The sequence below is a fragment of the Ramlibacter tataouinensis genome (assembly GCF_001580455.1).
Taxonomy (GTDB): domain Bacteria; phylum Pseudomonadota; class Gammaproteobacteria; order Burkholderiales; family Burkholderiaceae_C; genus Ramlibacter; species Ramlibacter tataouinensis_B.
Window position 1 is genome coordinate 1,782,488 of record NZ_CP010951.1, and the last position, 23,284, is coordinate 1,805,771.

Annotated in this window: 23 protein-coding genes; 13 read left to right on the top strand and 10 right to left on the bottom strand. The window is 69.2% G+C overall.

What is annotated here, in order from left to right; translation table 11 throughout:
• Positions 1–12: 12 nt before the first annotated feature.
• Positions 13–735, bottom strand: a complete 723-nt coding sequence (locus UC35_RS08570; protein ID WP_082792957.1) for an SOS response-associated peptidase — start codon at positions 733–735, stop codon at positions 13–15.
• A gap of 23 nt (positions 736–758) precedes the next feature.
• Entirely contained in the window at positions 759–1,724 is a 966-nt protein-coding gene (locus UC35_RS08575; RefSeq protein ID WP_061498042.1) for an AEC family transporter, read from the bottom strand.
• An 86-nt stretch (positions 1,725–1,810) separates the two neighbouring features.
• Between UC35_RS08575 and UC35_RS08580 the strand changes: the two genes are divergently transcribed.
• Both UC35_RS08580 and UC35_RS08585 read left to right on the top strand, forming a co-directional pair.
• Positions 1,811–3,883 carry an ATP-dependent helicase gene (locus tag UC35_RS08580; protein WP_061498045.1) on the top strand — a complete coding sequence of 691 codons (2,073 nt, stop codon included), beginning with the start codon at positions 1,811–1,813 and terminating at the stop codon, positions 3,881–3,883.
• Positions 3,880–4,284, top strand: coding sequence for a hypothetical protein (locus UC35_RS08585; protein WP_061498047.1), 405 nt, complete (start codon positions 3,880–3,882; stop codon positions 4,282–4,284). Before UC35_RS08580 ends, UC35_RS08585 begins: the two co-directional genes overlap by 4 nt.
• Positions 4,285–4,329: 45 nt before the next feature.
• On the opposite strand, the gene UC35_RS08590 is transcribed toward UC35_RS08585, so the two are convergent.
• On the bottom strand, positions 4,330–5,121 hold the full coding sequence (locus tag UC35_RS08590; RefSeq protein ID WP_061503749.1) for an exodeoxyribonuclease III: 792 nt from the start codon (positions 5,119–5,121) through the stop codon (positions 4,330–4,332).
• Positions 5,122–5,131: 10 nt separating this feature from the next.
• Here UC35_RS08590 and pyrE point away from each other — a divergent pair, with 10 nt between their 5' ends.
• From pyrE to UC35_RS08610, 4 genes are all read left to right on the top strand, one after another.
• Positions 5,132–5,815 carry an orotate phosphoribosyltransferase gene (gene pyrE, locus UC35_RS08595; protein ID WP_061498049.1) on the top strand — a complete coding sequence of 228 codons (684 nt, stop codon included), beginning with the start codon at positions 5,132–5,134 and terminating at the stop codon, positions 5,813–5,815.
• Between the two features lie 10 nt (positions 5,816–5,825).
• Positions 5,826–6,485 carry a DUF4124 domain-containing protein gene (locus tag UC35_RS08600; RefSeq protein WP_061498051.1) on the top strand — a complete coding sequence of 220 codons (660 nt, stop codon included), beginning with the start codon at positions 5,826–5,828 and terminating at the stop codon, positions 6,483–6,485.
• Between the two features lie 128 nt (positions 6,486–6,613).
• Positions 6,614–7,777 carry a helix-turn-helix transcriptional regulator gene (locus tag UC35_RS08605; RefSeq protein ID WP_158513876.1) on the top strand — a complete coding sequence of 388 codons (1,164 nt, stop codon included), beginning with the start codon at positions 6,614–6,616 and terminating at the stop codon, positions 7,775–7,777.
• A gap of 154 nt (positions 7,778–7,931) precedes the next feature.
• Positions 7,932–9,965 (top strand): PKD domain-containing protein, encoded by a 2,034-nt coding sequence (locus UC35_RS08610; protein WP_061498054.1) that lies wholly within the window; start codon positions 7,932–7,934, stop codon positions 9,963–9,965.
• A 99-nt stretch (positions 9,966–10,064) separates the two neighbouring features.
• On the opposite strand, the gene UC35_RS08615 is transcribed toward UC35_RS08610, so the two are convergent.
• The 4 genes from UC35_RS08615 to gatC are packed head-to-tail and all read right to left on the bottom strand — an operon-like array spanning position 10,065 to position 13,888.
• Positions 10,065–10,661 carry a DUF6151 family protein gene (locus UC35_RS08615; RefSeq protein ID WP_061498056.1) on the bottom strand — a complete coding sequence of 199 codons (597 nt, stop codon included), beginning with the start codon at positions 10,659–10,661 and terminating at the stop codon, positions 10,065–10,067.
• Positions 10,662–10,673: 12 nt separating this feature from the next.
• Entirely contained in the window at positions 10,674–12,122 is a 1,449-nt protein-coding gene (gene gatB, locus UC35_RS08620; protein ID WP_061498058.1) for an Asp-tRNA(Asn)/Glu-tRNA(Gln) amidotransferase subunit GatB, read from the bottom strand.
• Position 12,123: 1 nt separating this feature from the next.
• Positions 12,124–13,587: an Asp-tRNA(Asn)/Glu-tRNA(Gln) amidotransferase subunit GatA gene (gene gatA, locus UC35_RS08625; RefSeq protein ID WP_061498061.1), complete on the bottom strand. Its 1,464-nt coding sequence runs from the start codon at positions 13,585–13,587 to the stop codon at positions 12,124–12,126.
• Position 13,588: 1 nt separating this feature from the next.
• The gene (gene gatC / locus UC35_RS08630) at positions 13,589–13,888 is read right to left on the bottom strand and encodes an Asp-tRNA(Asn)/Glu-tRNA(Gln) amidotransferase subunit GatC (protein WP_061503750.1); all 300 of its coding nucleotides are present in this window, start codon (positions 13,886–13,888) and stop codon (positions 13,589–13,591) included.
• Between the two features lie 231 nt (positions 13,889–14,119).
• On the opposite strand from gatC, the gene UC35_RS08635 reads away from it, so the two are divergent.
• From UC35_RS08635 to mrdA, 4 genes are all read left to right on the top strand, one after another.
• The gene (locus tag UC35_RS08635; protein WP_061498063.1) at positions 14,120–15,163 is read left to right on the top strand and encodes a rod shape-determining protein; all 1,044 of its coding nucleotides are present in this window, start codon (positions 14,120–14,122) and stop codon (positions 15,161–15,163) included.
• Between the two features lie 106 nt (positions 15,164–15,269).
• Entirely contained in the window at positions 15,270–16,193 is a 924-nt protein-coding gene (gene mreC, locus UC35_RS08640) for a rod shape-determining protein MreC (protein WP_061498065.1), read from the top strand.
• A gap of 73 nt (positions 16,194–16,266) precedes the next feature.
• Positions 16,267–16,785, top strand: coding sequence for a rod shape-determining protein MreD (mreD, locus tag UC35_RS08645; RefSeq protein WP_061498068.1), 519 nt, complete (start codon positions 16,267–16,269; stop codon positions 16,783–16,785).
• Between the two features lie 7 nt (positions 16,786–16,792).
• Complete coding sequence (gene mrdA / locus UC35_RS08650) at positions 16,793–18,874, top strand: penicillin-binding protein 2 (protein WP_061498072.1); 2,082 nt, start codon at positions 16,793–16,795, stop codon at positions 18,872–18,874.
• Between the two features lie 7 nt (positions 18,875–18,881).
• Here the strand turns inward: mrdA and UC35_RS08655 are convergent, their stop codons facing one another.
• Genes UC35_RS08655 through UC35_RS08665 form a run of 3 tightly spaced genes read right to left on the bottom strand, consistent with a single transcriptional unit; the run spans position 18,882 to position 21,123 of the window.
• Positions 18,882–19,856, bottom strand: coding sequence for a YheT family hydrolase (locus tag UC35_RS08655; RefSeq protein ID WP_061498075.1), 975 nt, complete (start codon positions 19,854–19,856; stop codon positions 18,882–18,884).
• A gap of 11 nt (positions 19,857–19,867) precedes the next feature.
• Positions 19,868–20,320 (bottom strand): YybH family protein, encoded by a 453-nt coding sequence (locus UC35_RS08660; protein WP_061498078.1) that lies wholly within the window; start codon positions 20,318–20,320, stop codon positions 19,868–19,870.
• A 32-nt stretch (positions 20,321–20,352) separates the two neighbouring features.
• Positions 20,353–21,123: a hypothetical protein gene (locus UC35_RS08665; protein WP_061498080.1), complete on the bottom strand. Its 771-nt coding sequence runs from the start codon at positions 21,121–21,123 to the stop codon at positions 20,353–20,355.
• Between the two features lie 96 nt (positions 21,124–21,219).
• Here UC35_RS08665 and UC35_RS08670 point away from each other — a divergent pair, with 96 nt between their 5' ends.
• The 3 genes from UC35_RS08670 to UC35_RS08680 are packed head-to-tail and all read left to right on the top strand — an operon-like array spanning position 21,220 to position 23,282.
• The gene (locus UC35_RS08670) at positions 21,220–21,810 is read left to right on the top strand and encodes a LemA family protein (RefSeq protein ID WP_061498083.1); all 591 of its coding nucleotides are present in this window, start codon (positions 21,220–21,222) and stop codon (positions 21,808–21,810) included.
• A 6-nt stretch (positions 21,811–21,816) separates the two neighbouring features.
• The gene (locus UC35_RS08675) at positions 21,817–22,761 is read left to right on the top strand and encodes a TPM domain-containing protein (RefSeq protein WP_227820506.1); all 945 of its coding nucleotides are present in this window, start codon (positions 21,817–21,819) and stop codon (positions 22,759–22,761) included.
• A complete protein-coding gene (locus tag UC35_RS08680; RefSeq protein WP_061498085.1) occupies positions 22,761–23,282 on the top strand; it encodes a TPM domain-containing protein in 522 nt (173 codons plus the stop codon). The genes UC35_RS08675 and UC35_RS08680 overlap by 1 nt, the downstream gene beginning before the upstream one ends.
• Positions 23,283–23,284 lie beyond the last annotated feature (2 nt).

Consider the following 23,284-nt stretch of genomic DNA (forward strand, 5'->3'; position numbering starts at 1 on the left):
CGCTCGACGGGACTAGATCAGGTTTTGCTGGCCCTGCTCACTGGCATCGCCCAGCGGCACCTGCTGCGCCGGATCGGCGGCGCCGTGCTCGAACAGGCCGGCCTCGGGCAGGCGCACCAGCGCCATCGCCTCGTCGACGCTGCCATTGAGCCAGGTGTCCCAGTGCTGGCGCTCGACCGGGATCACGCTGCGCTTGTCCTGCGCATCGGGCGGCAGCGTGGGGTCGGGCTTGTGCATCAGCGCCAGCAGCGGGTGGCTGTCGCAGTTCTGGGTGAGCATGGTGTAGCTCACCACGAGCTCGCCGCTGGCCGGATCGGTCCATTCGTTCCACAGGCCGGCCAGCGCCCAGGCCTGCCCGTCGCGGCGGCGGAACCGCCACCAGATGTTGCGGCCGGTGCCCCAGTACGGCTCGTCGTAGTCCGCCGCCGGGATCAGGCAGCGCTGGCCGCGCGCCCACGGCTCCTTGAAGCTGGGCGCGGTGGCGACGGTCTCGATGCGGCAGTTGTTGGTGCTGATCGGCTGGCCCAGCTTGCCGGTGGGGCGGCGGGTCCTGGAGAACCAGGGGATCAGCCCCCACTGGCCGATGTCCAGCCCGCGCGAGTGCACGAACGGCCCGTTCTGCCAGGGCCCGATGCCTTCCGTGTTGTAGCTCTCGCCCTCGCGCTCCTTGATCAGGGTGAAGCCGAACACATCGCGCACATAGGTCACGCTGGCGGGGCGGTAGCGGTTGCACATGGGCCGATTGTCTTGCAGCGGGGTCAGCGCAGCAGCGCCACCGCGCCGGAGAAGGTCAGGAACGCCGCCGCGGTGGTCAGCAGGATGATCTTGGCGATGCGGCCGGTGTCGGCGTGAAAGCGCTCGGCCAGCAGCGCCACGTTGCTGGCCGAGGGCAGCGCGGCCACCAGCGCCATCACGGTCAGTGACTCGGGCCGCAGCGGCGCGCCGGCGGCGATCGCGGCATGGCCGGCGCCCCACACCAGCAGCGGATGCAGCAGCAGCTTGACCAGCGCCACCGGCAGGAAGTCGCGCCAGGGGTGGGGCTCGTGCTGCATCATGGCGGCCACGTGCTGCGAGCGGGCCAGCACGGCGCCGATGGTGAACAGCGCCACCGGCGAGGCCGCGTCGGCCAGCAGCCCGATCGTCTGTCCCACCGGCTTGACCGGCTCCAGCTGCAGCGCCGAGGCCGCGCCGCCGAGCGCGATCGCCCAGGGCATGGGGTTCAGGGCCACCCCCTTGAGCGCATTCTTCGCCGCGACCTCGGCGCCGTGGGCACCGGCTGCATCCAGGCGCGACAGCGCGATGCACAGCGAACTGGTGATCACCAGATCGATCAGGATGGTGAGGATGGCCGGCCCGGCGGCCTGCGCGCCCAGCAGCGCCACCAGCAGCGGTACGCCCATGAAGCCGGTGTTGGGGAAGGCCGCGACCAGCGCCCCGAAGGCGGCGTCGTTCCAGCCGATGCGCGGGCCGCGGCTGGTCCAGACCACGCCGGCCACCAGCAGCAGCGCGCAGGCCAGGTAGACCGCACCGGCCACGACGTCGAGAAGTTGCGCAATCGGCGTGTTTGCGCCGAAGCGGTACAGCATGCACGGCAGCGCGAAATACAGGACAAAGGTGTTCAGGCCGGGAATCGCATCGAACGGCAGCAGGCGCTGGCGCGCGGCGATGTAGCCGCAAAGCACCAGCGCGAAGAACGGAAAGGTGACCTGGAGGATGGCGAGCACGGCGTATTCTCGCCCGAGCTCATCGTTATGATTCGCGGCTCGGCTCCAACAGCCCCCGCAGTTTCCTCCCCCATTCCCCGCTCCCGATGTCCGCCGGTCTGAACCTCGCTCAACAGGAAGCCGTCAACCACCTGCATGGGCCCTGCCTGGTGCTGGCCGGCGCCGGGTCGGGCAAGACGCGCGTAATCACGCACAAGATCGCCCGCCTGATCCAGACCGGCCTGGAAGCCAAGCGCATCGCCGCCATCACCTTCACCAACAAGGCCGCCGCCGAAATGCGCGAGCGCGCCAAGGGGCTGGTCGGCAAGGGCGCCAAGGAGGTGGTGATCTGCACCTTCCACGCGCTGGGCGTGCGCATGCTGCGGCAGGACGGCGCGGCGCTGGGCCTGAAGCCCCAGTTCTCGATCCTGGACAGCGACGACGTCACCGCGATCCTGAAGGACGCCGGCGGCACCACCGACGCTGCCACCGCGCGCCAATGGCAGTGGGCCATCAGCCTGTGGAAGAACATGGGCCTGACCGCCGCGCAGGCCGAGGCGCAGGCGGCGGACGACAACGAGCGCATCACCGCGCGCATCATGGCGCGCTACGAGGAGCGGCTCGCGGCCTACCAGAGCGTGGACTTCGACGACCTGATCGGCCTGCCGCTGAAGCTGCTGCAGAACCACGCCGAGGTGCGCGAGAAGTGGCAAGCCCTGCTCGGCCATGTGCTGGTGGACGAATACCAGGACACCAACGCCACCCAGTACGAGCTGCTCAAGCTGCTGGTGGGCGGCCATGGCCGCTTCACCGCAGTGGGCGACGACGACCAGTCGATCTACGGCTGGCGCGGCGCCACCCTGGACAACCTGAAGAAGCTGCCGCAGGACTTCCCCAAGCTCAAGGTCATCAAGCTCGAGCAGAACTACCGCTCCACCTCGGCGATCCTGCGCGCGGCCAACAACGTGATCGGCCCCAATCCCAAGCTGTTTCCCAAGACGCTGTTCTCGGAACTGGGCGAGGGCGAGCCGGTGCGCATCGTCGACTGCGACAACGAGGAGCACGAGGCCGAGCGCGCGGTGGCGCGCATCCAGTCGATCCGGGCCAACGGCCTGGGCAAGGACTGGAAGGACTTCGCCCTGCTCTACCGCGCCAACCACCAGGCCAAGGTGTTCGAGCAGGCCCTGCGCAAGGCGCAGATCCCCTACAAGGTCTCGGGCGGCCAGAGCTTCTTTGACCGCGCCGAGATCAAGGACCTGTGCGCCTGGCTGCGCCTGATCGTCAACAACGACGACGACCCGGCCTTCCTGCGCGCGGTCACCGCGCCCAAGCGCGGCATCGGCCACCAGACGCTGCAGAACCTGGGCGTGTTCGCCGGCAAGTACAAGCTCAGCCTGTTCGAGGCGCTGTTCTCCTCCTCGCTGGGCTCGGCCCTGTCGACGCGCGCGGTGGGCGGCCTGCATGAGTTCGGCCGCTACGTCAACGACCTGGAGTACCGGGCGCGCCACACCTCGGGCGCCGAGGATGCGCGCGCCTTCCTCACCGACTGGCTGCGCGACATCGGCTACGAAAAGCACCTGTACGAATCCGAGGACAGCGAGAAGCTGGCGGCGTCGCGCTGGACCAACGTGCTGGATTTCTGCGACTGGATGGCGCAGCGCTGCGGCGGCCAGATCGACGACACCGCCGGCGTCACCACCAGCAGCGAGAAGAAGACGCTGATGGAGGTGGCGCAGACGATTTCCCTGCTGTCCACCATCAGCGAGCGCGAGCAGGACCAGAACCTGGTGACGCTGTCCACCCTGCACGCCGCCAAGGGCCTGGAGTGGCCGCACGTGCTGCTGATCGGCGTGAACGAAGGGCTGCTGCCCTTCAAGCTCGATGACGACGACGGCGCCAAGGGCCAGGCCAACGAAGGCATCCTGCAGCGGCTGCAGGAGGAGCGGCGCCTGATGTACGTGGGCATCACGCGGGCGCAGCGCTCGCTGGCGGTGAGCTGGACGCGCCGGCGCAAGAAGGGCCGCGAGATGGTGGCGGCGCAGCCCAGCCGCTTCATCGCCGAGATGGCGCTGGAGAAAGCCACCACCCGGGAAGATCCGCGCGAAAAGCTCAAGGCGCTGCGCGCCGAGTTCGCGAAGAAGGCGCAGGACAGCGCGGCCTCGACGGCGGCCAACGGATGAGGCGCTGGCTGGCCTGCGCCTGCATCGCGGCCGCCGGGCCGGCCCTGGCGCAGGCGCCGGCCGCATGCCCCTCGGCCCCGGAGGTCGCGCAACAGCACCTTCTCGGCACCTGGAAGGCCGAAATCGAAGGCGAGCGCGCGCCCTTGACCCTGGTGCTGGTCAAGCATCCCGAATACGCCGAGACCGTGCGCGGCACGCTGAAGCGCGCGGGGCGGATCATCCAGCTGGCCGGCGATGTGCTGGAGGGCGAACTCACGCTGGAGGAGTCGGTCAACGGGCTGAACATCAGCGCCACCTGGCTGGGCGACGTGGTCGAGGGCTCCTGCGGCCGCGAAGTGCGGGGCGAGTGGAAAGCGGAGGGGAATCCGCGGGCGCTGGCTTTCGTGCTGCGCAAGCAGTGAGGCGGCGCAACCGGGCCGGCTAGACCGCGCGGGCCCGCACCCCAGTCAGAGCTTGAACTCGTAGTCCACCGTGATGGGCGCGTGGTCCGAGAAGCGCTCGGTCTTGTAGATCGATTCGCTGCGGGCGAGCGCGGCGACCGTGGGGGTGGCCAGGTGGTAGTCCAGCCGCCAGCCCACATTCTTGGCGTAGGCCTGGCCGCGGTTGCTCCACCATGTGTAGCAGGCCTCGGTGGTTTCCGGCTGCAGCTGGCGATAGACATCGACCAGCCCGGTTTCGGACAGGATCTTGCCCATCCAGGCGCGCTCCTCGGGCAGGAAGCCGCTGTTCTTGCGGTTGCCCTTCCAGTTCTTCAGGTCCTGCTCCTTGTGGGCGATGTTGACGTCGCCGCACAACACGAACTCGCGCTGCGCCTTCAGCCGCACCAGGTGCGGGTCGAATTCGTCGAGGAAGCGGAACTTGGCCTGTTGCCGCTCCTCGCCCGAGGAGCCGCTCGGGAAGTAGCAGCTGATGACCGAGAACTTGCGCTGCGGGGTGTCGAAACGCAGTTCCACGTAGCGCCCCTCGGCGTCGAACTCGGGGGAGCCGAAACCCACGATCACGTCGCTGGGCGCGTGCTTGCTGTACACCGCGACGCCCGAGTAGCCTTTTTTCTGCGCGAAGTGGAAGTGCCCGGTCAGGCCCGCCAGTTGCTCGAAGCGGCCTTCGATGTCGGGGGCCTGGGCCTTGACCTCCTGCACGCAAATACAATCCGGGCGGGTGCGGGCGACCCAGTCCTCGACCCCCTTGCCGGCGGCGGAGCGGATGCCGTTCAGGTTGAGGCTGGTAAGTTTGAACAAGGATTTGCCCATGGGCGCTTCTAGTACGGGCCGCGACGAGCTGGCCCAGGAGTTCGTTCAGTTTTCGGTCGAAGCCGGGGTGCTGCGCTTCGGCGAGTTCAAGACCAAGGCCGGGCGGCTGTCGCCCTACTTCTTCAACGCCGGCCTGTTCGACGACGGCGCTAAGCTCGGCCGGCTGGCCCAATTCTATGCACGCCGCATCCTCGCCTCGGGGATCGAGTTCGACATGCTGTTCGGCCCGGCCTACAAGGGCATCGCGCTGGCGGCGGCGGTGGCCATCGAGCTGGCGCGCCTGGGGCGCAACGTGCCCTACGCCTACAACCGCAAGGAAGCCAAGGACCACGGCGAAGGCGGCATGCTGGTCGGCGCGCCGCTGGCGGGCAAGGTGATGATCATCGACGACGTGATCTCCGCCGGCACGGCCGTGCGCGAATCGATCGCGCTGATCGCCCAGGCGGGCGCCCGGCCGCATGCCGTCGCCATCGCGCTGGACCGGCAGGAGAAAGCCACCGAGGGCGGGCATGACGTGGATCACAGCGCCGTGCAGTATGTGCAACGCCACCTGGGCCTGGAGATCTGCGCGATAGCGCGCCTGGCCGATTTGCTCCAGTATCTGGAAAACCACAGCGGCGACGCGCTGGGCGATTACCATCGCCAGGTGCTCGCCTACCGGCAACGCTACGGAGTCGACTGAAATCCAAGCCATGGACGTGCGGCGCTGCTTGATTCGTTTCACCATCGCTGGCACGGCCGCGGTCGTGGCCCAGGCCGCCACGGCCCAGGGCAGCATCTTCTCCTGCGTCGATGCCAAAGGCAGGCGCCTCACCTCGGACCGTCCGATCGCGGAATGCAATGACCGCGAGCAGCAGGAGTTGAGCCCGGGCGGACGGGTGGTGCGCAAGCTCGGGCCCTCCCTGTCCGCCGACGAGCGCGCCGCCGAGGACGAAAAGGCGCGCAAGGCCGCCGAGGAGCGCAACCGGCAGGCCGAGGAAAAAAAGCGCGCCCGCGCGCTGCTCGCGCGCTACCCGGACCCGGCTGCGCACGACCGGGAGCGCTCCGCGCAGCTGGCGACTGTCGACACCGTGATCGCCACCGCCAACCGGCGCGTGGCCGATCTTGGGGTCGAGCGCAGGAAGTTGGACACCGAGCTGGAGTTCTTCAAGGGCGATGTGAGCAGGGCGCCGCCGAAATTCAAGCGCCAGGTCGAAGACCTGGAGCAGCAGCTGGCGGCGCAAAAACGCTTCATCGTCAACCAGGAAGGTGAGAAGCAGCGCATCAACGCGCGCTTCGACGAGGAGCGTGGGCGGCTGAAGGAGCCCTGGGCGCAGCACAAGGCCGACGCGGCGGCCAGCGCAGCGCGTTAGTGGAATAGGTCTACGCCGCCGATGCGCTGAGGGTGCGCACCGGAGGTCCCCCCTGCCGCTGGGGGTCTGCTCCGGGCCATCGGGACTCACACTGGGCCCCGCACGGCATGCAGCCGTGCGCGCCTCTCGTGATCAACTCCCCCCGCATCGCCGGGCCCGCCACGCATGAGCGGGCTGGCAAGATCCTGCGCCATCCCGCGCCCGCCATCGACTTGCCGCTGGTCCCGCCGGTCTACCTTCGGGTGCTGGTGGCCTCGGCCCGGGCCGAGGGCTTCGATCTCGCCGCCCGGCTGGCCGCACTCGGGCTCGATGCGGCGGCGCTGCGCGAGCGCGACGAAGGAGTTCCGCTGTCGACCTGGCGGCAGCTGCTGCGGGATTTGCAGCGCCAGGCGCGCCGCTCCAGCGTGACCATCCGGGCCGGCTATCGGGTGCCGCTGCCGGCCCACGGTCCCCTGGGCTACCTGATGGCCTGCGCGCGCGACCAGCGCCAGGCGCTGGAGGCGCTGGTGCGCTTTGCGCCGCTGCGCCTGGCGGTGCTTGACCTGAAGTTGCACGAACACCCCGACGGGGTCGAGCTGCACGCCGAACCCCGCGTCGCGCTGGGCGACGTCGAACGGTTCACGCTCGACTTCCTCTGGGCCATGGTCTGCCGGATGCTCGAGGATCTGTGCCGCGGCGCGGCCGGCGCGATGACCCTGCGCCTGCCTCCGTCCCGCACGGAGGCGACGCCGGTCTGGGCCGAACTGGGCGTCGGCGTCGGCCCCGGTTCCAGCAGCAACATGGCGCTGCAGCTGCCGCATGCACTCGTCGATGCCGCCTTGCCGACGGCTTCGGCGAGCGAATACCAGCGGGCGTGGCGGGCCTGCGAGGAGGCCGAGCGTGAACAGGGCTGGACCAAGTCCTTGGCCGCCCAGATCGAGCAATTGTTCCGCACCGGGTCGGCGGCAAGCTACAGCCTGGAGTGGGTGGCAGCGCGGCTGGGCATGTCACGGCGCACCGTGATGCGCCGCCTGGCGGGCGAAGGCACCCAGTTCAGCGCCCTGGTGGACGCCAGCCGCCAGCAGCGCCTGCTGCGCCGCCTGTCGGAACGCCATCTCACGCTCGGCGAGATCGCGGTCGACCTGGGCTATGCCGACGGGTCGGCCTTCAGCCGCGCGGTGCAGCGGTGGTTCGGCATCGGCCCGCGCGCCCTGCAACGCGCGGTGGTCGAGGGCCGGCGCGTGTCCGTCGCCGCACGCGACCGTTACACGGACGCGTCACCAAAGATCAAGTTGCTGGCACCAAACGACTAGGGCCGGCGCGCCCGGCCGATGCACGATGGACGCGCCTTGCCGCATCGCGCACGCGCGCGGCGCGGCCAGGTGGTGAACCCACGAGCGGCCCCGGCGCTGCGCCATCACGCAGGCCAGCCAGGCCACCAAAAACATTGGCGGAGACTTTGTAGTCATGATGAAGAGATTGGTTTTTTGGATCGGCAGCCTGCTGCTGCTCGCCCTCGCCGGGTGCGGCGGCAGCGACGGCGGCACGCCCGCCGTGGCGACCAGCGTGACCCCCAACGCACTGTTCCAGGTCGGCGCGGCCGTGGTGGACATCTCGCCGTCGCAACCGGTGTTTGCCGGCGGCTACGGCGACAAGAACAAGCCGGCGATCCAGGTCAGCAACGACCCGCTGCAGGTGCGCGCCTTCGTCGTCGCCAAGGGCGACAAGGCGGTCGCCTTCGCGGTGGTCGACAGCACCGGCTGGTTCGGTGAATACCAGGACGCCGAGGCCGGCTATGGCCAGTTCGGCGCCCGCGTCAACGCCGCCAAGGCGCTGGAAGCCCGCGGCTTCAAGGCCGACCGGTCGGCGGTGATGGTGTCGACCACCCACTCGCATGCGACGCCGACGGTGGTCGGCATCTGGGGCCTGATGGGCCCGGAAAACCGCGCCTACGTCAAGGCGGTGCACGACGCCGTCGTGCGGGCGGTCGACCAGGCGGCGGCCAACCTGAAGACCTCGGAGCTGTGGACCGTCAACGGCGACCTGAACACGATGATCTGGCAGAACGGCCAGGGCACCAACCATCCGGACGGCTTCCCCGTCGACCCGCGCATGCCCGTGCTGTGGGCGCGCGATCCCGCGACTGGGGCGACCAACTCGCTGTACGTGAGCATCCCGACCCATCCCGACCAGTTCCGGCCCTTCAACGGCACGGTCGTGCAGGGCTTCTCGGCCGACGTGCCGGGCTACGTGCGCAAGCAGATGGACGACACCTTCGCCGGCACCGCCGTGGTGGGCACCGGCACGCTGGGCCGGCAGGAGCCCCCCGGCCAGAACCCGGATTACGCCGAGGTCGGCTTCCAGGGTGAGTTCGTGGTCAATGCGCTGCGCCTGGCGATGGCCAAGGCCACCCCGCTGAAGAGCGACGCCCTGGGCAGCGCCGAGGTCCTGAAGAACGTCACGGTGGGCCCGTCCGCCGGCAACCAGGGCCTGCTCGCGCTCATGAAGTACAACGCGGCCGGCGCCGGCCTGGGCGGACCCAACTGCAACGCCGCGCTGGGCGGCAACTGCTCCATCCCGCGCTCGCTGACGGCGCCCTGGTGCAACGGCAACTGCAGCACGACCGGCACCGGCTCGACCACGCTGGGCACCTACATCACGGCGCTGCGCATCGGCCCGCAGATGTGGGTGAGCAATCCCGGTGAGTCCTTCCCGGAAGTGAACGACGCGATCCGCGCCGCGATGGTCGACGTGGAGTCGGTCAACGTGGTCGGCCTGGCCGGCGACTTCCTGGGCTACAACTGGAACCTCAACGACTATTCGACCGCCCAGATCGGCTCGAGCGACTTCCTGAAGTACAACGTGGGCCCCGACCTGGCGCAGTCGATCGCCGATGCCGGCTATGACAACGCGGTGGCCCTGGGCTTCAAGGTCAAGCCGGCCAAGGTCGCGGTGAAGGCGGTCGCCGACACCTCGGTCGCCAGCCTGCCGGGCGTTCAGTTCTATCCCACGCGCCTGGCCACCAGCGGCCCGGCCACCATCAGCTTCTACGGCTCGACCGGCCAGCCGCAGGACAACTGGAAGCTGCCCAACCACGTGCTCAGCGCAATCAGCTGGGACTTCGGCGACGGCACGCCGCTCGTCTCCTCGGCCAGCCAGGAGCGACTCGCGCACGCCTTCACGACACCCGGCAGCTACAAGGTCACCGCCTCCGTGACCGACAACACCACTGGCAAGTCGCGCGCCTGGTCGCAGACGCTGACGATCCATTGGCCCCTGTCGCTCGAGATCCTCGTCCTGGAAGACACGCCCAGCCGCATCCGCCTCGGTCTGCGGCCCGCCGGCGGCACGAACACGCTCCTCGCAGCGCACTGGACCTGCCCGGGCGGCGACAAGCCCAGCGGCCTGACCGTGACCTGCGCCAAGGGGGCCGGCCCGGTCAGCGTGAAGGCCTGGGACGGCGCCGGCAGCATGGCGACTGCCCAGCGCACGCTGAACTAACCGAGCGGGCAGTTGCCCAGCCAAAAGGCCGTCCTCGGGACGGCCTTTTTTGTTTTCTGGCCCCTTGGCCGGTGACCGGCGCCCCGCGGCCTTTGCCACCTACCCGGCAGCCCGGCGCGCGGCCTCGACTTCCGCCTTCGGTGGCACATGCACCGGCACCACCGGGTGGCCTGCCCTATCGAAGAAAGGCGATCGCCGCCAGCTTCCCGTCAGCCGCGCCGCGGCAAGCCGCAGCATCTTGGCCAGGAAGCGCGCCATCACCGCCGCGCCGCCGCGAGACGGCGCCGGTCCCAGCGCGGACTGGCGGTTGATGTCCATCTGCACCGGCGGGAAAGCGGGCTCCAGCGGCCGCACCTGCGCCAGGCAGCTGTGCACCAGGCCGACGTAGGGCAGCTTGCCGCTGCGCGACGTGTTGCCCACCGGGGTGTTGCAGCAGCTCGCGTACCAGCGCAGCAGCCCGCGCGGCGACAGCGACATGCAGGCCAGGGCGGACGTGCCCGCCGTCAGCCGCACATAGCGGGCATGCGTCGCCACGATGTCGGTGCCGCCCAGCGGGTCCAGCACCTGCCCGGGATGGCCGAGCCAGTGCGCGTAGGCGCGGCAGTCCCGGCAATAGCAGACGGCGCGCATCGCGCGCCGCGGTTCGTCCACCTCGCCTCGCACGGTGCCGCAGCGGCACTGGAAGGGGTGGACCATGGCCGCGCGTCGCTAGCCGGAGAGTTTCTTGCGCAGCAGCTCGTTGACCTGCTGCGGGTTGGCCTTGCCCTTGCTGCCCTTCATCACCTGGCCGACCAGCGCATTGAAGGCCTTGTCCTTGCCGGCCTTGAACTGCGCCACGTTGTCGGGATTGGCGGCGATCACCTCGTCGATGATCTTCTCGAGCGCTCCGGTGTCGCTCATCTGCTTCAGGCCCTTGGCCTCGATGAGGGCGTCCACCTGCGCGCCTTCGCCGCTCCACAGGGCGTCGAACACCTGGCGGGCGGCGTTGTTGGAGATGGTGCCGTCGGCGATGCGGCCGATCAGGGCCGCCAGCTGCGCCGCACCGACCGGCGCGCTCTCGATCGTGGCCTCGCCGGTATTGATGCGGCGCGACAGCTCGCCCATCACCCAGTTGCTCGCGAGCTTGGGCTGCTTCGAGGCCTTGGCAGCCTCTTCGAAATAGGCCGCCATCGCCTTGCTCTGGGTCAGCGTGGTCGCGTCGTATTCGGGCAGCCCGTAGTCGGCGACGAAGCGCGCCGCCATGGTGCGCGGCAATTCGGCCATGCCGGCGCGCACGCGTTCCACCCACTCCGGCGCGATCGCCAGCGGCGGCAGGTCGGGGTCGGGGAAGTAGCGGTAGTCGGCCGCGTCTTCCTTGGTGCGCATGGCGCGCGTCTCGCCGGTGTCCGGGTCGAACAGCACCGTGGCCTGCTCGATCGCGCGGCCGTCTTCCAGTTCGTCGATCTGCCAGCGCACCTCGTAGTCGATGGCCTGCTGCATGAACTTGAAGCTGTTCAGGTTCTTGATCTCGCGCCGGGTGCCCAGCTGTCCGCCCGGCTTGCGCACCGACACGTTGGCGTCGCAGCGGAAACTGCCTTCCTGCATGTTGCCGTCGCAGATGCCGATCCAGGTGACGATCTTGTGCAGCTCCTTGGCGTAGGCCACGGCCTCGTCCGAGGAGCGCATGTCGGGCTCGGTCACGATCTCCAGCAGCGGCGTGCCGGCCCGGTTCAGGTCGATGCCCGACTGGCCGATGAAGTCCTCGTGCAGCGACTTGCCGGCGTCTTCCTCCAGGTGGGCGCGCACCAGGCGCACCGACTTCTTCTCGTCACCCAGGTAGAACTCCACCACGCCGCCCTGCACCACCGGGATCTCGTACTGGCTGATCTGGTAGCCCTTGGGCAGGTCGGGATAGAAATAGTTCTTGCGTGCAAAGATGCTGTGCGGCGCGATGTGGGCATTGACCGCCAGCCCGAACTCGATGGCGCGTTCCACCGCGCCCTTGTTCATCACCGGCAGCGTGCCGGGCAGCGCCAGGTCCACCGCGCTGGCCTGGGTGTTGGGCTCGGCGCCGAAGGCCGTCGGCGCGCGGCTGAAGATCTTCGACTGGGTCGACAGCTGGGTGTGCGTCTCGAAGCCGATGACGACTTCGTAGCCCTGGATCAGTTTTGCGCTCATTTCAATAGCCTTCCGGAGCGCGCAAGTGGAAATCGGTGGCCTGCTGGAACCGGTGCGCCGCGTTCAGCAACTTGCCCTCGGCGAAGTAGTTGCCCAGCAGCTGCAGGCCCACCGGCATGCCGCCGGCACCAAAGCCGCAGGGCACGCTCATGCCGGGCAGGCCGGCCAGCGACCCGGGCAGGGTGAAGATGTCGGCCAGGTAGTCGGCCAGCGGATCGCTGCCGTGCTCGCCCAACTTCCAGGCCACCGTGGGCGCCACCGGGCCGGCGATCAGGTCGCACTGCTGGAACGCCTGCTGGAAGTCGTCGGCGATCATGCGGCGGATCTTCTGCGCCTGCAGGTAGTAGGCGTCGTAGTAGCCGTGCGACAGCACGTAGGTGCCGATCATGATGCGGCGCTTGACCTCGTCGCCGAAGCCTTCGGCGCGGGTCTTCTTGTACATGTCGAGCAGGTCGCTGTAGTCCTTGGCGCGGTGGCCGAACTTCACGCCGTCGAAACGCGACAGGTTGGACGAAGCCTCGGCCGGGGCGATGATGTAGTAGACGGGAATCGCCAGCTCGGTGCGCGGCAGCGACACTTCCACCAGCGTCGCGCCCAGCTTTTCGTATTCCTTGAGCGCGCCATCGATGGCGGCGCGCACGTCGGCCGCCAGGCCCTCGCCGAAGAACTCCTTGGGCACGCCGATGCGCAGGCCCGCGATGGAGCCCTCCAGCGCTTTCGTGAAATCCTCAGCCGGCAGGTCCAGCGAGGTCGAATCGCGGTCCGGATCCGGGCCGCAGATCGCCGACAGCAGCAGCGCGCAGTCCTCGGCGCTGCGCGCCATCGGCCCGGCCTGGTCCAGGCTGGAGGCGAAGGCGATCATGCCGTAGCGCGAGGCGCGGCCGTAAGTCGGCTTGATGCCGGTGATGCCGCAGAACGACGCCGGCTGGCGGATCGAGCCGCCGGTATCGGTGCCGGTGGCCGCCGGCGCCAGGCGCGCCGCCACCGCCACGGCGCTGCCGCCCGACGAGCCGCCCGGGATCCGGCTCAGGTCCCAGGGGTTCCTGGCCGGCAGGTAGGCCGAGTTCTCGTTGGACGAGCCCATGGCGAACTCATCGCAATTGAGCTTGCCCAGCGACACGCAGCCGGCGGCGGCCAGCCGGCTGACCACCGTCGCGTCAAAGGGCGAGCGGTAGCCCTCCAGCATCTTCGAGCCGGCCGTGCTGGCGAAGTCCTTGGTTACAAAGATGTCCTTGTGGGCGATGGGCACGCCCAGCAGCGGCGCCGTGTCGCCGGCGGCGAGGCGCTGGTCGGCCGCCTGGGCCTGGGCCAGCGTCACCTCCTCGTCGACCGCCAGGTAGGCGCCCAGCGCCCCGTGTTTCGCGCCGCGCGCCAGGAAGTGGCGCGCCGCTTCGGTGGCGGACACCTTGCCGCCGCGCAGTTCGGTGGCCAGTTGCGCCACCGTCAGTTCATGCAATGCCGCCATCTCACTCGATCACTTTGGGTACCAGGAACAGGCCGCGCTCCACCGCCGGGGCGCTGCGCTGGTTCGCTTCGCGCTGGTCGGGCTCGCTGGCGGCATCCTCGCGCAGGCGCAGCGCCACCTCGCGCACCGTGGCCACCGGATGCGGCAGCGGTTCCACGCCGGCGGTGTCGACGGCGCGCATCTTTTCCACGATGTCGAAAAAGCCGTTGATCTGGGATTGCATGCGCTGGCTCTCGTCGGGATCGAGTTCCAGCCGCGCGAGGTGCGCGATGCGGGCGATGTCTTGGGCGGTGAGCGCCATGGCGGAAGGTTCGTAAAAACCGGGCATGTAACACCCGGCCTGTAACGGGAAAAGTTGGCCCTTTTCGGGCCGATGCTCAACAGGGGATCAGGTATTATCCCGCCTTTGATGCAGGGGCCCCGAAACGGGCGGTATTTGCAGTTAAACAGCGGGCTTCTTGGCCCGCGCCAACATTGATCACAGCGGGCCGGCGACACAAGGGGCCGCCGCGTTGCGCGAGAGGACTTTCCGATGTTCGGAGCTTTCCGTCGGTACTTGTCTACCGACCTGGCCATCGACCTGGGCACTGCCAATACCCTGATCTTCGCTCGTGAACGGGGCATCGTGCTGGACGAGCCCTCGGTGGTCGCCATCCGTCACGAAGGCGGACCGCACGGCAAGAAGGTCATTCAGGCCGTCGGCCACGAGGCCAAGGCCATGCTCGGCAAGGTCCCCGGCAACATCGAGGCGATCCGCCCGATGAAGGACGGCGTGATCGCCGACTTCATCATCACCGAGCAGATGATCAAGCAGTTCATCAAGATGGTCCATCCGCGGTCCATCATGAAGCCGAGCCCGCGCATCATCATCTGCGTGCCCTGCGGTTCCACCCAGGTCGAGCGGCGCGCCATCAAGGACGCCGCCGAGGCCGCCGGCGCCAGCACCGTCTACCTGATCGAGGAGCCGATGGCGGCCGCGATCGGTGCCGGCCTGCCGGTGTCCGAAGCCTCCGGCTCCATGGTGGTCGACATCGGCGGCGGCACCACCGAAGTGGGCGTGATCTCCCTGGGCGGCATGGTCTACAAGGGCAGCGTGCGGGTCGGCGGCGACAAGTTCGACGAGGCCATCATCAGCTACATCCGCCGCAATTACGGCATGCTGATCGGCGAGCCCACTGCCGAAGCGATCAAGAAGAACATCGGCTCGGCCTTCCCGGGCAGCGAAGTGCGGGAAATCGAGGTCAAGGGCCGCAACCTGTCTGAGGGCGTGCCGCGCTCGTTCACGATCTCCAGCAACGAAGTGCTGGAGGCGCTCACGGACCCGCTGAACAACATCGTTTCCGCCGTGAAGAACGCGCTGGAAAGCACGCCGCCGGAACTGGGCGCCGACATCGCCGACCGCGGCATGATGCTGACCGGCGGCGGCGCGCTGCTGCGCGACCTCGACCGTCTGCTGGCCGAAGAGACGGGCCTGCCGGTGCTGGTGGCCGAAGACCCGCTCACCTGCGTGGTGCGCGGCTGCGGCATCGCGCTGGAGCGCATGGACCGCCTGGGCTCGATCTTCACCAACGAGTGAGATTTGTTGTTCCCTCTCCCTTTTGAAAGAGGGTCGGGGTGAGGGCATACTTGGCGTGCCCCTCGCCCCAGCCCTACTCCCTAATGGGTGAGGGGGCTTGAATTCCATGCCACTCGGCACGCTCGACCGGACCCCGCCGCCCTTCTTCAAGCAAGGGCCCTCTGCGCTGTCCAAGCTGATGGTTTTCTCCGCCATCGCCCTGTTCCTGATGGTGGCCGACACGCGTTTCCGGGTGTCGCAGCCGCTGCGCGCCGGCGTGGCCACCGTGCTGTATCCGCTGCAGTGGCTGGCCCTGCGCCCGGTGCTGGCGGTGCGCTACGGGGCCGAGTACTTCGAGACGCTTCGCAGCGCGCAGGCCAGCGAGGCCCAGGCCCGCCAGAAGCTCGCCCAGCAGTCGCTGCGCGCCAACCAGGTCGATGAGCTCGCGCTGGAGAACGAGCGGCTGCGCAAGCTGCTCCAGCTGCGCGAGCGGACCGGCACGGCGGCGATGGCGGCGGAAGTGCTGTATGAGGCCGCCGACCCCTACACCCGCAAGGTGATCATCGACAAGGGCCTGGCCCAGGGCGTGCAGCCGGGCTCGCCGGTGATCGACGAATCGGGCGTGCTCGGCCAGGTGACGCGGGTGCACCCGCTGGTGAGCGAAGTGACGCTGCTGACCGACCGCGGGCATGCGATCCCGGTGCTCAACACCCGCACCGGCGCGCGCAGCGTCGCCTATGGCGATCCCTCGGCGCACGGCGGCTCGCTGGAACTGCGCTTCATGGCGGGCAACGCCGACGTCCAACCGGGCGACCTGCTCACCACCAGCGGCGTCGACGGCGTCTACCCGCCGGGGCTGCCGGTGGCCAAGGTCCAGAAGGTCGAGCGGCGCGCCGATTCGGGCTTCGCCCGCATCGATTGCGTGCCACAGGCGCTGGTGGACGGCGCGCGCCATGTGATGGTGCTGGCCAGCCTGAACCAGAGCGTGCCGGCGCGGCCCGCGCCCGAGGATTCGGCGCCCGGCACCGCCGGGAAGAAGGCGAAGAAGTGATGGCAACGCTCAACAAGCCCCTCGCGGGACCGCCCTCACGGGGGGTCATTCAGTGTCGCCTGGAGGCTCGGCCATGATCATGCGCCCGGGCCAGCCGCTGCTGCTGCCGGCCAACCCGCTGTTCATCTGGGGAAGCCTGTTCGTCGCCCTGATGGTGAACATGCTGCCGCTCGGCCGCACGCCCTGGATGCCCGACCTGCTGGCGCTGGTGCTGGTCTTCTGGAGCGTGCACCAGCCCCTGCGCGTGGGCATCGGCGCGGCCTTCGTGTTCGGCCTGGCAATGGACGTGCACCAGGCGGCGCTGCTCGGGCAGCATGCGCTGGCCTACACAGCGTTGACCTTCTTCGCCATCACCATCCATCGCCGCCTGCTGTGGTTCACCGTGCCCTCGCAGGCGGTGCAGGTGTTCCCGCTGTTCGCCGCGGCGCACCTGATCGAGCTGGCGATCCGGATGATCGCCGGCGGCGTCTTCCCCGGCTGGGAGGTGGTGCTGGCCCCGGTGCTCGAAGGCCTGCTGTGGCCGGTGGTCAGCGTGATCCTGCTGGCGCCGCAGCGCCGCGCACCCGACCCGGACGAGAACAGACCCCTTTAGGTCGTCCATGACCGAGCTCAGAAACGTCGAAGCCGACCTGTCGCGATTTCGCCTGCGGGTGTTCGCGGCCAGTCTGGTGGTGGTGGTGTGCTTCCTGCTGCTGGCCACGCGCCTGCTTTACCTGCAGGTGTACCGGCATGCCGACCTGAGCGAGCAGGCAGAGAACAACCGCACGGCGGTCGTGCCGGTGGTGCCCAACCGCGGCCTGATCCTGGACCGCAACGGCGTGATCCTGGCCACCAACTATTCGGCCTACACGCTGGAGATCATGCCCGCGCGCCTGTCCATGCCGCTGGACAAGGCGATCGAAGAGCTGTCCAAGGTGATCGACATCCAGCCGCGCGACAAGCGCCGGTTCAAGAAGCTCATGGAGGAGACCAAGAGCTTCGACTCGCTGCCGATCCGAAGCCGCCTGACCGACGAGGAGGTCGCCCGCTTCGCCGCGCACGGCTGGCGCTTCCCCGGCGTGGAGATCAAGGCGCGGCTGTTCCGCAACTACCCCTTCGGCGAGCTCGCCAGCCATGTGATCGGTTACATCGGCCGCGTCAACCAGACCGAGAAGAAGGCGATGGAGGACTGGCCCGAGGACCAGCAGGCCAACTACCGCGGCACCGAGTACATCGGCAAGCTCGGCATCGAGCAAAGCTACGAGGAGCAGCTGCATGGCGTCACCGGTGTCGAGCATGTGGAAACCTCGGCCGGCGGCCGGGCGATCCGCAAGCTGGCCAGCCACGCTGCCACCCCGGGCAATACGGTGGTGATGTCCATCGACATCCGGCTGCAGAAGCTGGTGGAGGACCTCTACGGCGATCGCCGCGGCGCCTTCGTCGCGATCGATCCGAAGACCGGCGAAGTGCTGGCCTTCGTCAGCAAGCCCACTTTCGACCCCAACCTGTTCGTCGACGGCATCGACCAGGAAAACTGGACCGCCCTGAACGAGTCGATCGACAAACCGCTGCTGAACCGCGCGCTGCGCGGCACCTACCCGCCGGGTTCGACCTACAAGCCCTTCATGGCCCTGGCCGCGCTGGAGACCGGCAAGCGCACGCCCCAGCAGTCGATCTCCGACCCCGGCTACTTCTGGTTCGGCGGCCACAAGTTCCGCGACGACAAGGAAGGCGGCCACGGCTCGGTCGACATGTACAAGTCGATCGTGCACTCGTGCGACACCTACTACTACCTGCTCGCCAACGACATGGGCGTGGACCTGATGCACGACGAGCTGGTCAAGTTCGGCTTCGGCGAGCTCACCGGCATCGACATCCAGGGCGAGTCGCGCGGCCTGTTGCCTTCCACGCACTGGAAGCGCAAGGCCTACCGCAAGCCGGAGCAGCAGAAGTGGTATGCCGGCGAGACGATTTCGCTGGGCATCGGACAGGGCTACAACAACTTCACCATGCTGCAGTTGGCCTCGGCCACCGGGATCCTGGCCAACGACGGCGTCAAGATGAAGCCGCACCTGGTGCAAAAGGTGGTCGATCCGGTCACGCACCAGCAGCTCGAGAGCGCGGTGCACCAGACCGTCGGCGAGCGCATTGCCAAGCCCGAGAACATCGCGATCATCCGCAATGCGCTGGTGGGGGTGAACCTCGAGGGCACCTCGGCGCGGGCCTTCCAGGGCGCCCCTTACACCAGCGGCGGCAAGACCGGTACGGCCCAGGTGGTGACCATCGCCCAGGGCGCGAAGTACAACGCCTCGCAGATGGACGAGCGGCACCGCGATCACGCGCTGTACATGGCCTACGCCCCGGCCGACAACCCGAAGATCGCGATTGCCATGATCGTCGAGAACGCCGGCTTCGGCGCGCAGAATTCGGCGCCCATCGCGCGCCGCGCCTTCGACTACTACCTTACCGGCGTCTACCCCAGCGAGGAGGACATGGCGGCGGTGCGCAAGGGCCAGGCCACCACGCCGATCGGCAAGGCGCGGCCGGCCGCCGAAGTGCCCTGGCCGGCCGGCATGGCGCCGCCGGCACCGGCGGCGGCCCCCGCGCCGGTGGCATCGGCTCCTGCGCTGCCGGCCTCGGCCACCGTGCCGGCGGTGGCGCCGGCGCGGGCCGCCTCGGCCGCGAACCTCGCCCGGCACTGAGCCGCGTTCAGAACCCGCACTGCGCCAGCAGCCAGCCGCCGACCGCGTCGGGCATGCGGCGCACGTGGCCGGGGAGCCGGCCGTCGGTAAAGCCCACATGGCCGCCGTGCGCCGGCTGCCACAGCGTCACCCGGGGCCCGGCCTCGGCGGCGCCCGGCAAGCTGGCCGCCGGCACGAACGGATCGTTGCGCGCATTGAGCGCGAGCGCCGGAACGCGGATGCGATGCAGGTGCGGCTTGGCCGAGGCCCGCGCGTAGTAGTCGTCGGCATTGCGAAAGCCGTGCAGCGGCGCGGTGAAGATGTCGTCGAACTCGTAGAGGTCGCGCGCCGCCGCCAGCTTGCCCGCGTCGAACAAGCCGGGATGCTGCTGCAGCTTCTGCAGTGCCTTGGGCTTCATGCTGCGCAGGAACATCGTGGTGTAGACCAGCCGGTTGAAGCCGCGGCCGATCGCCACCGAGCCGGCCGCCAGGTCCAGCGGCGAACACACCGACGCCACCGCATCGACCCACCGTGCCGCCGACTCGCCGGCTTCGCCGGCCCAGCGCATCAGCGCATTGCCGCCCAGCGACACGCCAACCGCCACGATGGGACCGCGGTGCTGCGCGCGCAGTCGCGCCAGCATCCAGCCGATTTCCTCGTGGTCGCCCGAGTGGTAGGCGCGCGGGCCGATGTTGAGCTCGCCGCCGCAGCCGCGGAAGTGCGGGATCACCAGCGCGACGCCGCGCTCGGCGCAGAAATCGGCGAAGGCCTCGGCGTAGTGGCTGCGCGACGAACCCTCGAGTCCATGGAACAGCACGAGCAGCAGGTCGCGGCGCACCGGCGCCGCCAGCCAGTCGGCATCGACGAAGTCGCCGTCGGGCGTGCTCCAGCGCTCGCGCCGGTAGTGCGGATGCCCGCCGAACGCGCGCCGCGCGCACAGCACGGGCCAGATCGTCTGCAGATTGCCCCCGGGCAGCCACCAGGGCGCGCGGTAATCCTCCACCCGGCCCGTCTCTAGTGCAACAGCTGCGGCGCCCCGGAGACTTCCTGGATCTCGCTGGCGGTGCCCGGGCTGGCGTGGTGCGCCACCAGGCGCCAGCCGTGGGCGGTGCGGTGGTACACGTTGGTGGCGATCACCCAGGCGTTGACCGGGCCCTGCGGGCCCATCACCTCCACCCGCTCCAGCACGTTGTGCACCGCGCTGCCCATGGCCTGGGTCTTGCGCGCCTGTTGCGGCCAGGCGCGGATGCTGCCGTTGCCGAACATGTTCTCGAAGGTGGCGCGGATCGCTGCCGGGCCGACCACGCGCGGGCCGCCGGGGTGCACGCAGACGATCTCGTCCTCGTCGGCCCAGCACGCCATCAGCTTGTCGATGTCAGCGTTCTGCAGCGCTTCGTAGAAGGCCGCCTCGACGTCATCGGCGTCGCCATCGAGGTTCAGGGCGTGGAGCTTGCTTTTCTTTTCCATCGGGCGGAAACGAGTTCCGTGGATTTTGCCATTCAGCCGGCCGGCGGCTGCTCGCCCGGGACTTCGAGCCAGCGCGCGACCTCCGCGCGCACCTGGCCCTGCGACGCCTGCCACACCGTCTCCGGCGCGGCGACGTGGATGCCCGGCGGCGCCATCCGCAGCGCGCAGGCCACGAATTCGGCGACCTTCACCGCACGCACCGGCAGCTCTCCGCTCGGCACCATGTACTTGAAGGCCGAAAGCATCCAGTGCGCCACCGCGGCGAGCGGATTCGGCGCCGCCCTGTCGCTGGGCTTTTGCGCCGTGCGCACGATCAGCAGCCGTTCGAAGCCGAGCGCCGCGATCGCCTGCTCGTCGAGGTTGGCCAGCCCCTGCTTGAGCGCCTGCGGCAGACGCATCTGCGTGTGCGGCATGACGATGGCGAGGGTCTGCACGCCGCCCACGCGCAGCCATCGCGCAAGGGCGGGCAGCTGCTGCGGCGCCGGCGTCCACAGGGCCCGCTCGCGCCCGTAGAACAGGCGCGGCGGATCGAACATCACCACCGCCGTGTCGGCAGCCAGCGGCGGCCACTCGCCCGGCTCGGCCGCTGGCGCCACCCAGCTGTGGACGTGGCGCAGGCCGGTGGTCATCGGTTCGCTGGCCAGCACCTCGGTCGAGTCGAACGCCAGCGAGCCCACCAGCAGGCGCATCACCTCGTTGCCCATCGCCCCGGTCGCGCCGGCGATCACGAGCCGCGCCCGGCGCGCCGCCGGCGCGGCAGGCGCGGCCGCGCTACGCAGGACTTGAATCGGCTCGGCCACCATCCATGTATGCTAGGGCACCTGTTCGCGATGCAACAAACGCAGAGCAACATGGGCCCTGGTGTTTTCGTGTGCCCTGGCTCTTGAAAGGGAAGAACGATGATGCGCTGGTTCCTGGTCCTTCTTGCCGCCCTGTCCCTTAGCGGCTGCGGCTACAACGATTTCCAGCGGCTGGACGAGCAGAGCAAGTCCGCCTGGAGCGAGGTGCTCAACCAGTACCAGCGTCGCGCCGACCTAGTGCCCAACCTGGTGGCCACCGTCAAGGGCGAGGCGAACTTCGAGCAGGAGACGCTCACGCGCGTGATCGAGGCGCGCGCCAAGGCGACCGCGGTGCAGGTCACGCCCGAGACCTTGAACGACCCGCAGGCGATGCAGCGCTTCCAGCAGGCGCAGGGCGAGCTCTCGAGTGCGTTGAGCCGGCTGCTGGTGGTGTCAGAACGGTACCCCGACCTGAAAGCCAACCAGGGGTTCCGCGACCTGCGCGTGCAGCTCGAGGGCACCGAGAATCGCATCACCGTGGCGCGCAACCGCTACATCCAGACCGTGCAGGCGTACAACGTGCTCGCGCGCAGCTTCCCCACCAACCTCACCGCGATGGTGTTCGGCTACCAGCCAAAGGCCAGCTTCACGGTGGAGAACGAGGCGCAGATCTCCAAGCCGCCGCAGGTCGAGTTCGGCACCAAGAAATAGGCGCGCATGCGCTCGATGGCGCACCAGGAGCACTCGCAGCTCTTCTTCACCTGGCTGCTCGCGCTGCTGCTGGCCTGCGGCGCAGCGCGGGCCCAGGACCTGCAGCCGGTCCCGCCGCTGACGGCGCACGTCATCGACCAGACCGGCACGCTGGATGCCATCCAGCTCAAGGCCCTGGAAGACAAGCTGATGGCCTTCGAGCAGGCCGGAGGTACGCAGATCGCGATCCTGATCGTTGCGACCACCTTGCCCGAGGACGACGCCAGCTTCGCCAACCGCGTGGGCAACGAATGGAAGATTGGCCGCAAGGAGATCGGCGACGGCGTGCTGATTGTGGTCGCCAAGAACGACCGCAAGGTCCGCGTCGAAGTGGCCAAGACGCTGGAAGGCGCCATCCCCGACCTCGCGGCCAAGCGCATCATCGACGAGGCGATCACGCCGCAGTTCCGCCAGGGCAACTTTGCGGCCGGCCTGCACGCCGGCGTCGACCGGCTGATCGCTCGGATCAAGGGCGAAGCCCTGCCGCCGCCGTCGCAGCGCGCCGCGAACGACGGCTTCGACTGGATGGACCTGGCGATCATGCTGTTCATCGCCGTGCCGGTGGCTGGCGCCGCCCTGCGCGGCATCTTCGGGCGCAAGCTGGGCTCGCTGATCACCGGCGGCGGCATCGGGGCGGTGGCCTGGCTGATCTCGACCAGCCTGCTGGTGGCGGCGATCGCCGGCTTCGTCGCGCTCATGTTCTCGCTGCTGTCGCAGTGGTCGCCCGCCGCGGGTCCGGGCCCTGGCCGGCACCGCGGCCGCAGCGGCGCGCCCTGGATCGTGGGCGGCTACGGCGGCGGCGGCAACTGGGGCTCCGGCGGCAGTTGGGGCGGCGGTGGCGGTGGCGGCGGCTGGGGCGGCTCCGGCGGGGGCGGCGATTTCGGCGGCGGCGGCGCTTCGGGAGACTGGTAATGGCACGCGACTGGGGCCGCATCATCACGCGCCTGTTCAGGCACCGCTGGATGGATGACGCCGACCTGGCGCGCGCCGTGCCGCCCGCGATGGTCGAGCGCCTCGGGCAGCGCGTGGGCGCCAGCGAAAGACGCCATAGCGGGGAGATCCGCATGTACGTCGAGGCGGGCCTGCCGGCCAGCTACATCCTGCGCGACGCGCCGCCGCGCGAACGCGCGCTCGCCATCTTCGGCAAGCTGCGGGTGTGGGACACCGAGCACAACAACGGCGTGCTGATTTACCTGCTGCTGGCCGAGCACGCCATCGAGATCGTCGCCGACCGCGGCCTCGCCGCGCGGGTGGACCCGGGCGAGTGGCAGCGCATCGTCGAGCGCATGCGCGGCGCCTTCCAGGCCGGCCGCTTCGAGGACGGCCTCACGCAGGCGCTGGAAGAAGTCTCCGCCCTGCTGGTGGCGCACTTTCCGCTTGCCCCCGGCGCGGCAAGCCCCAACGAACTGCCGGACGAGCCGGTGCTGGGATGACC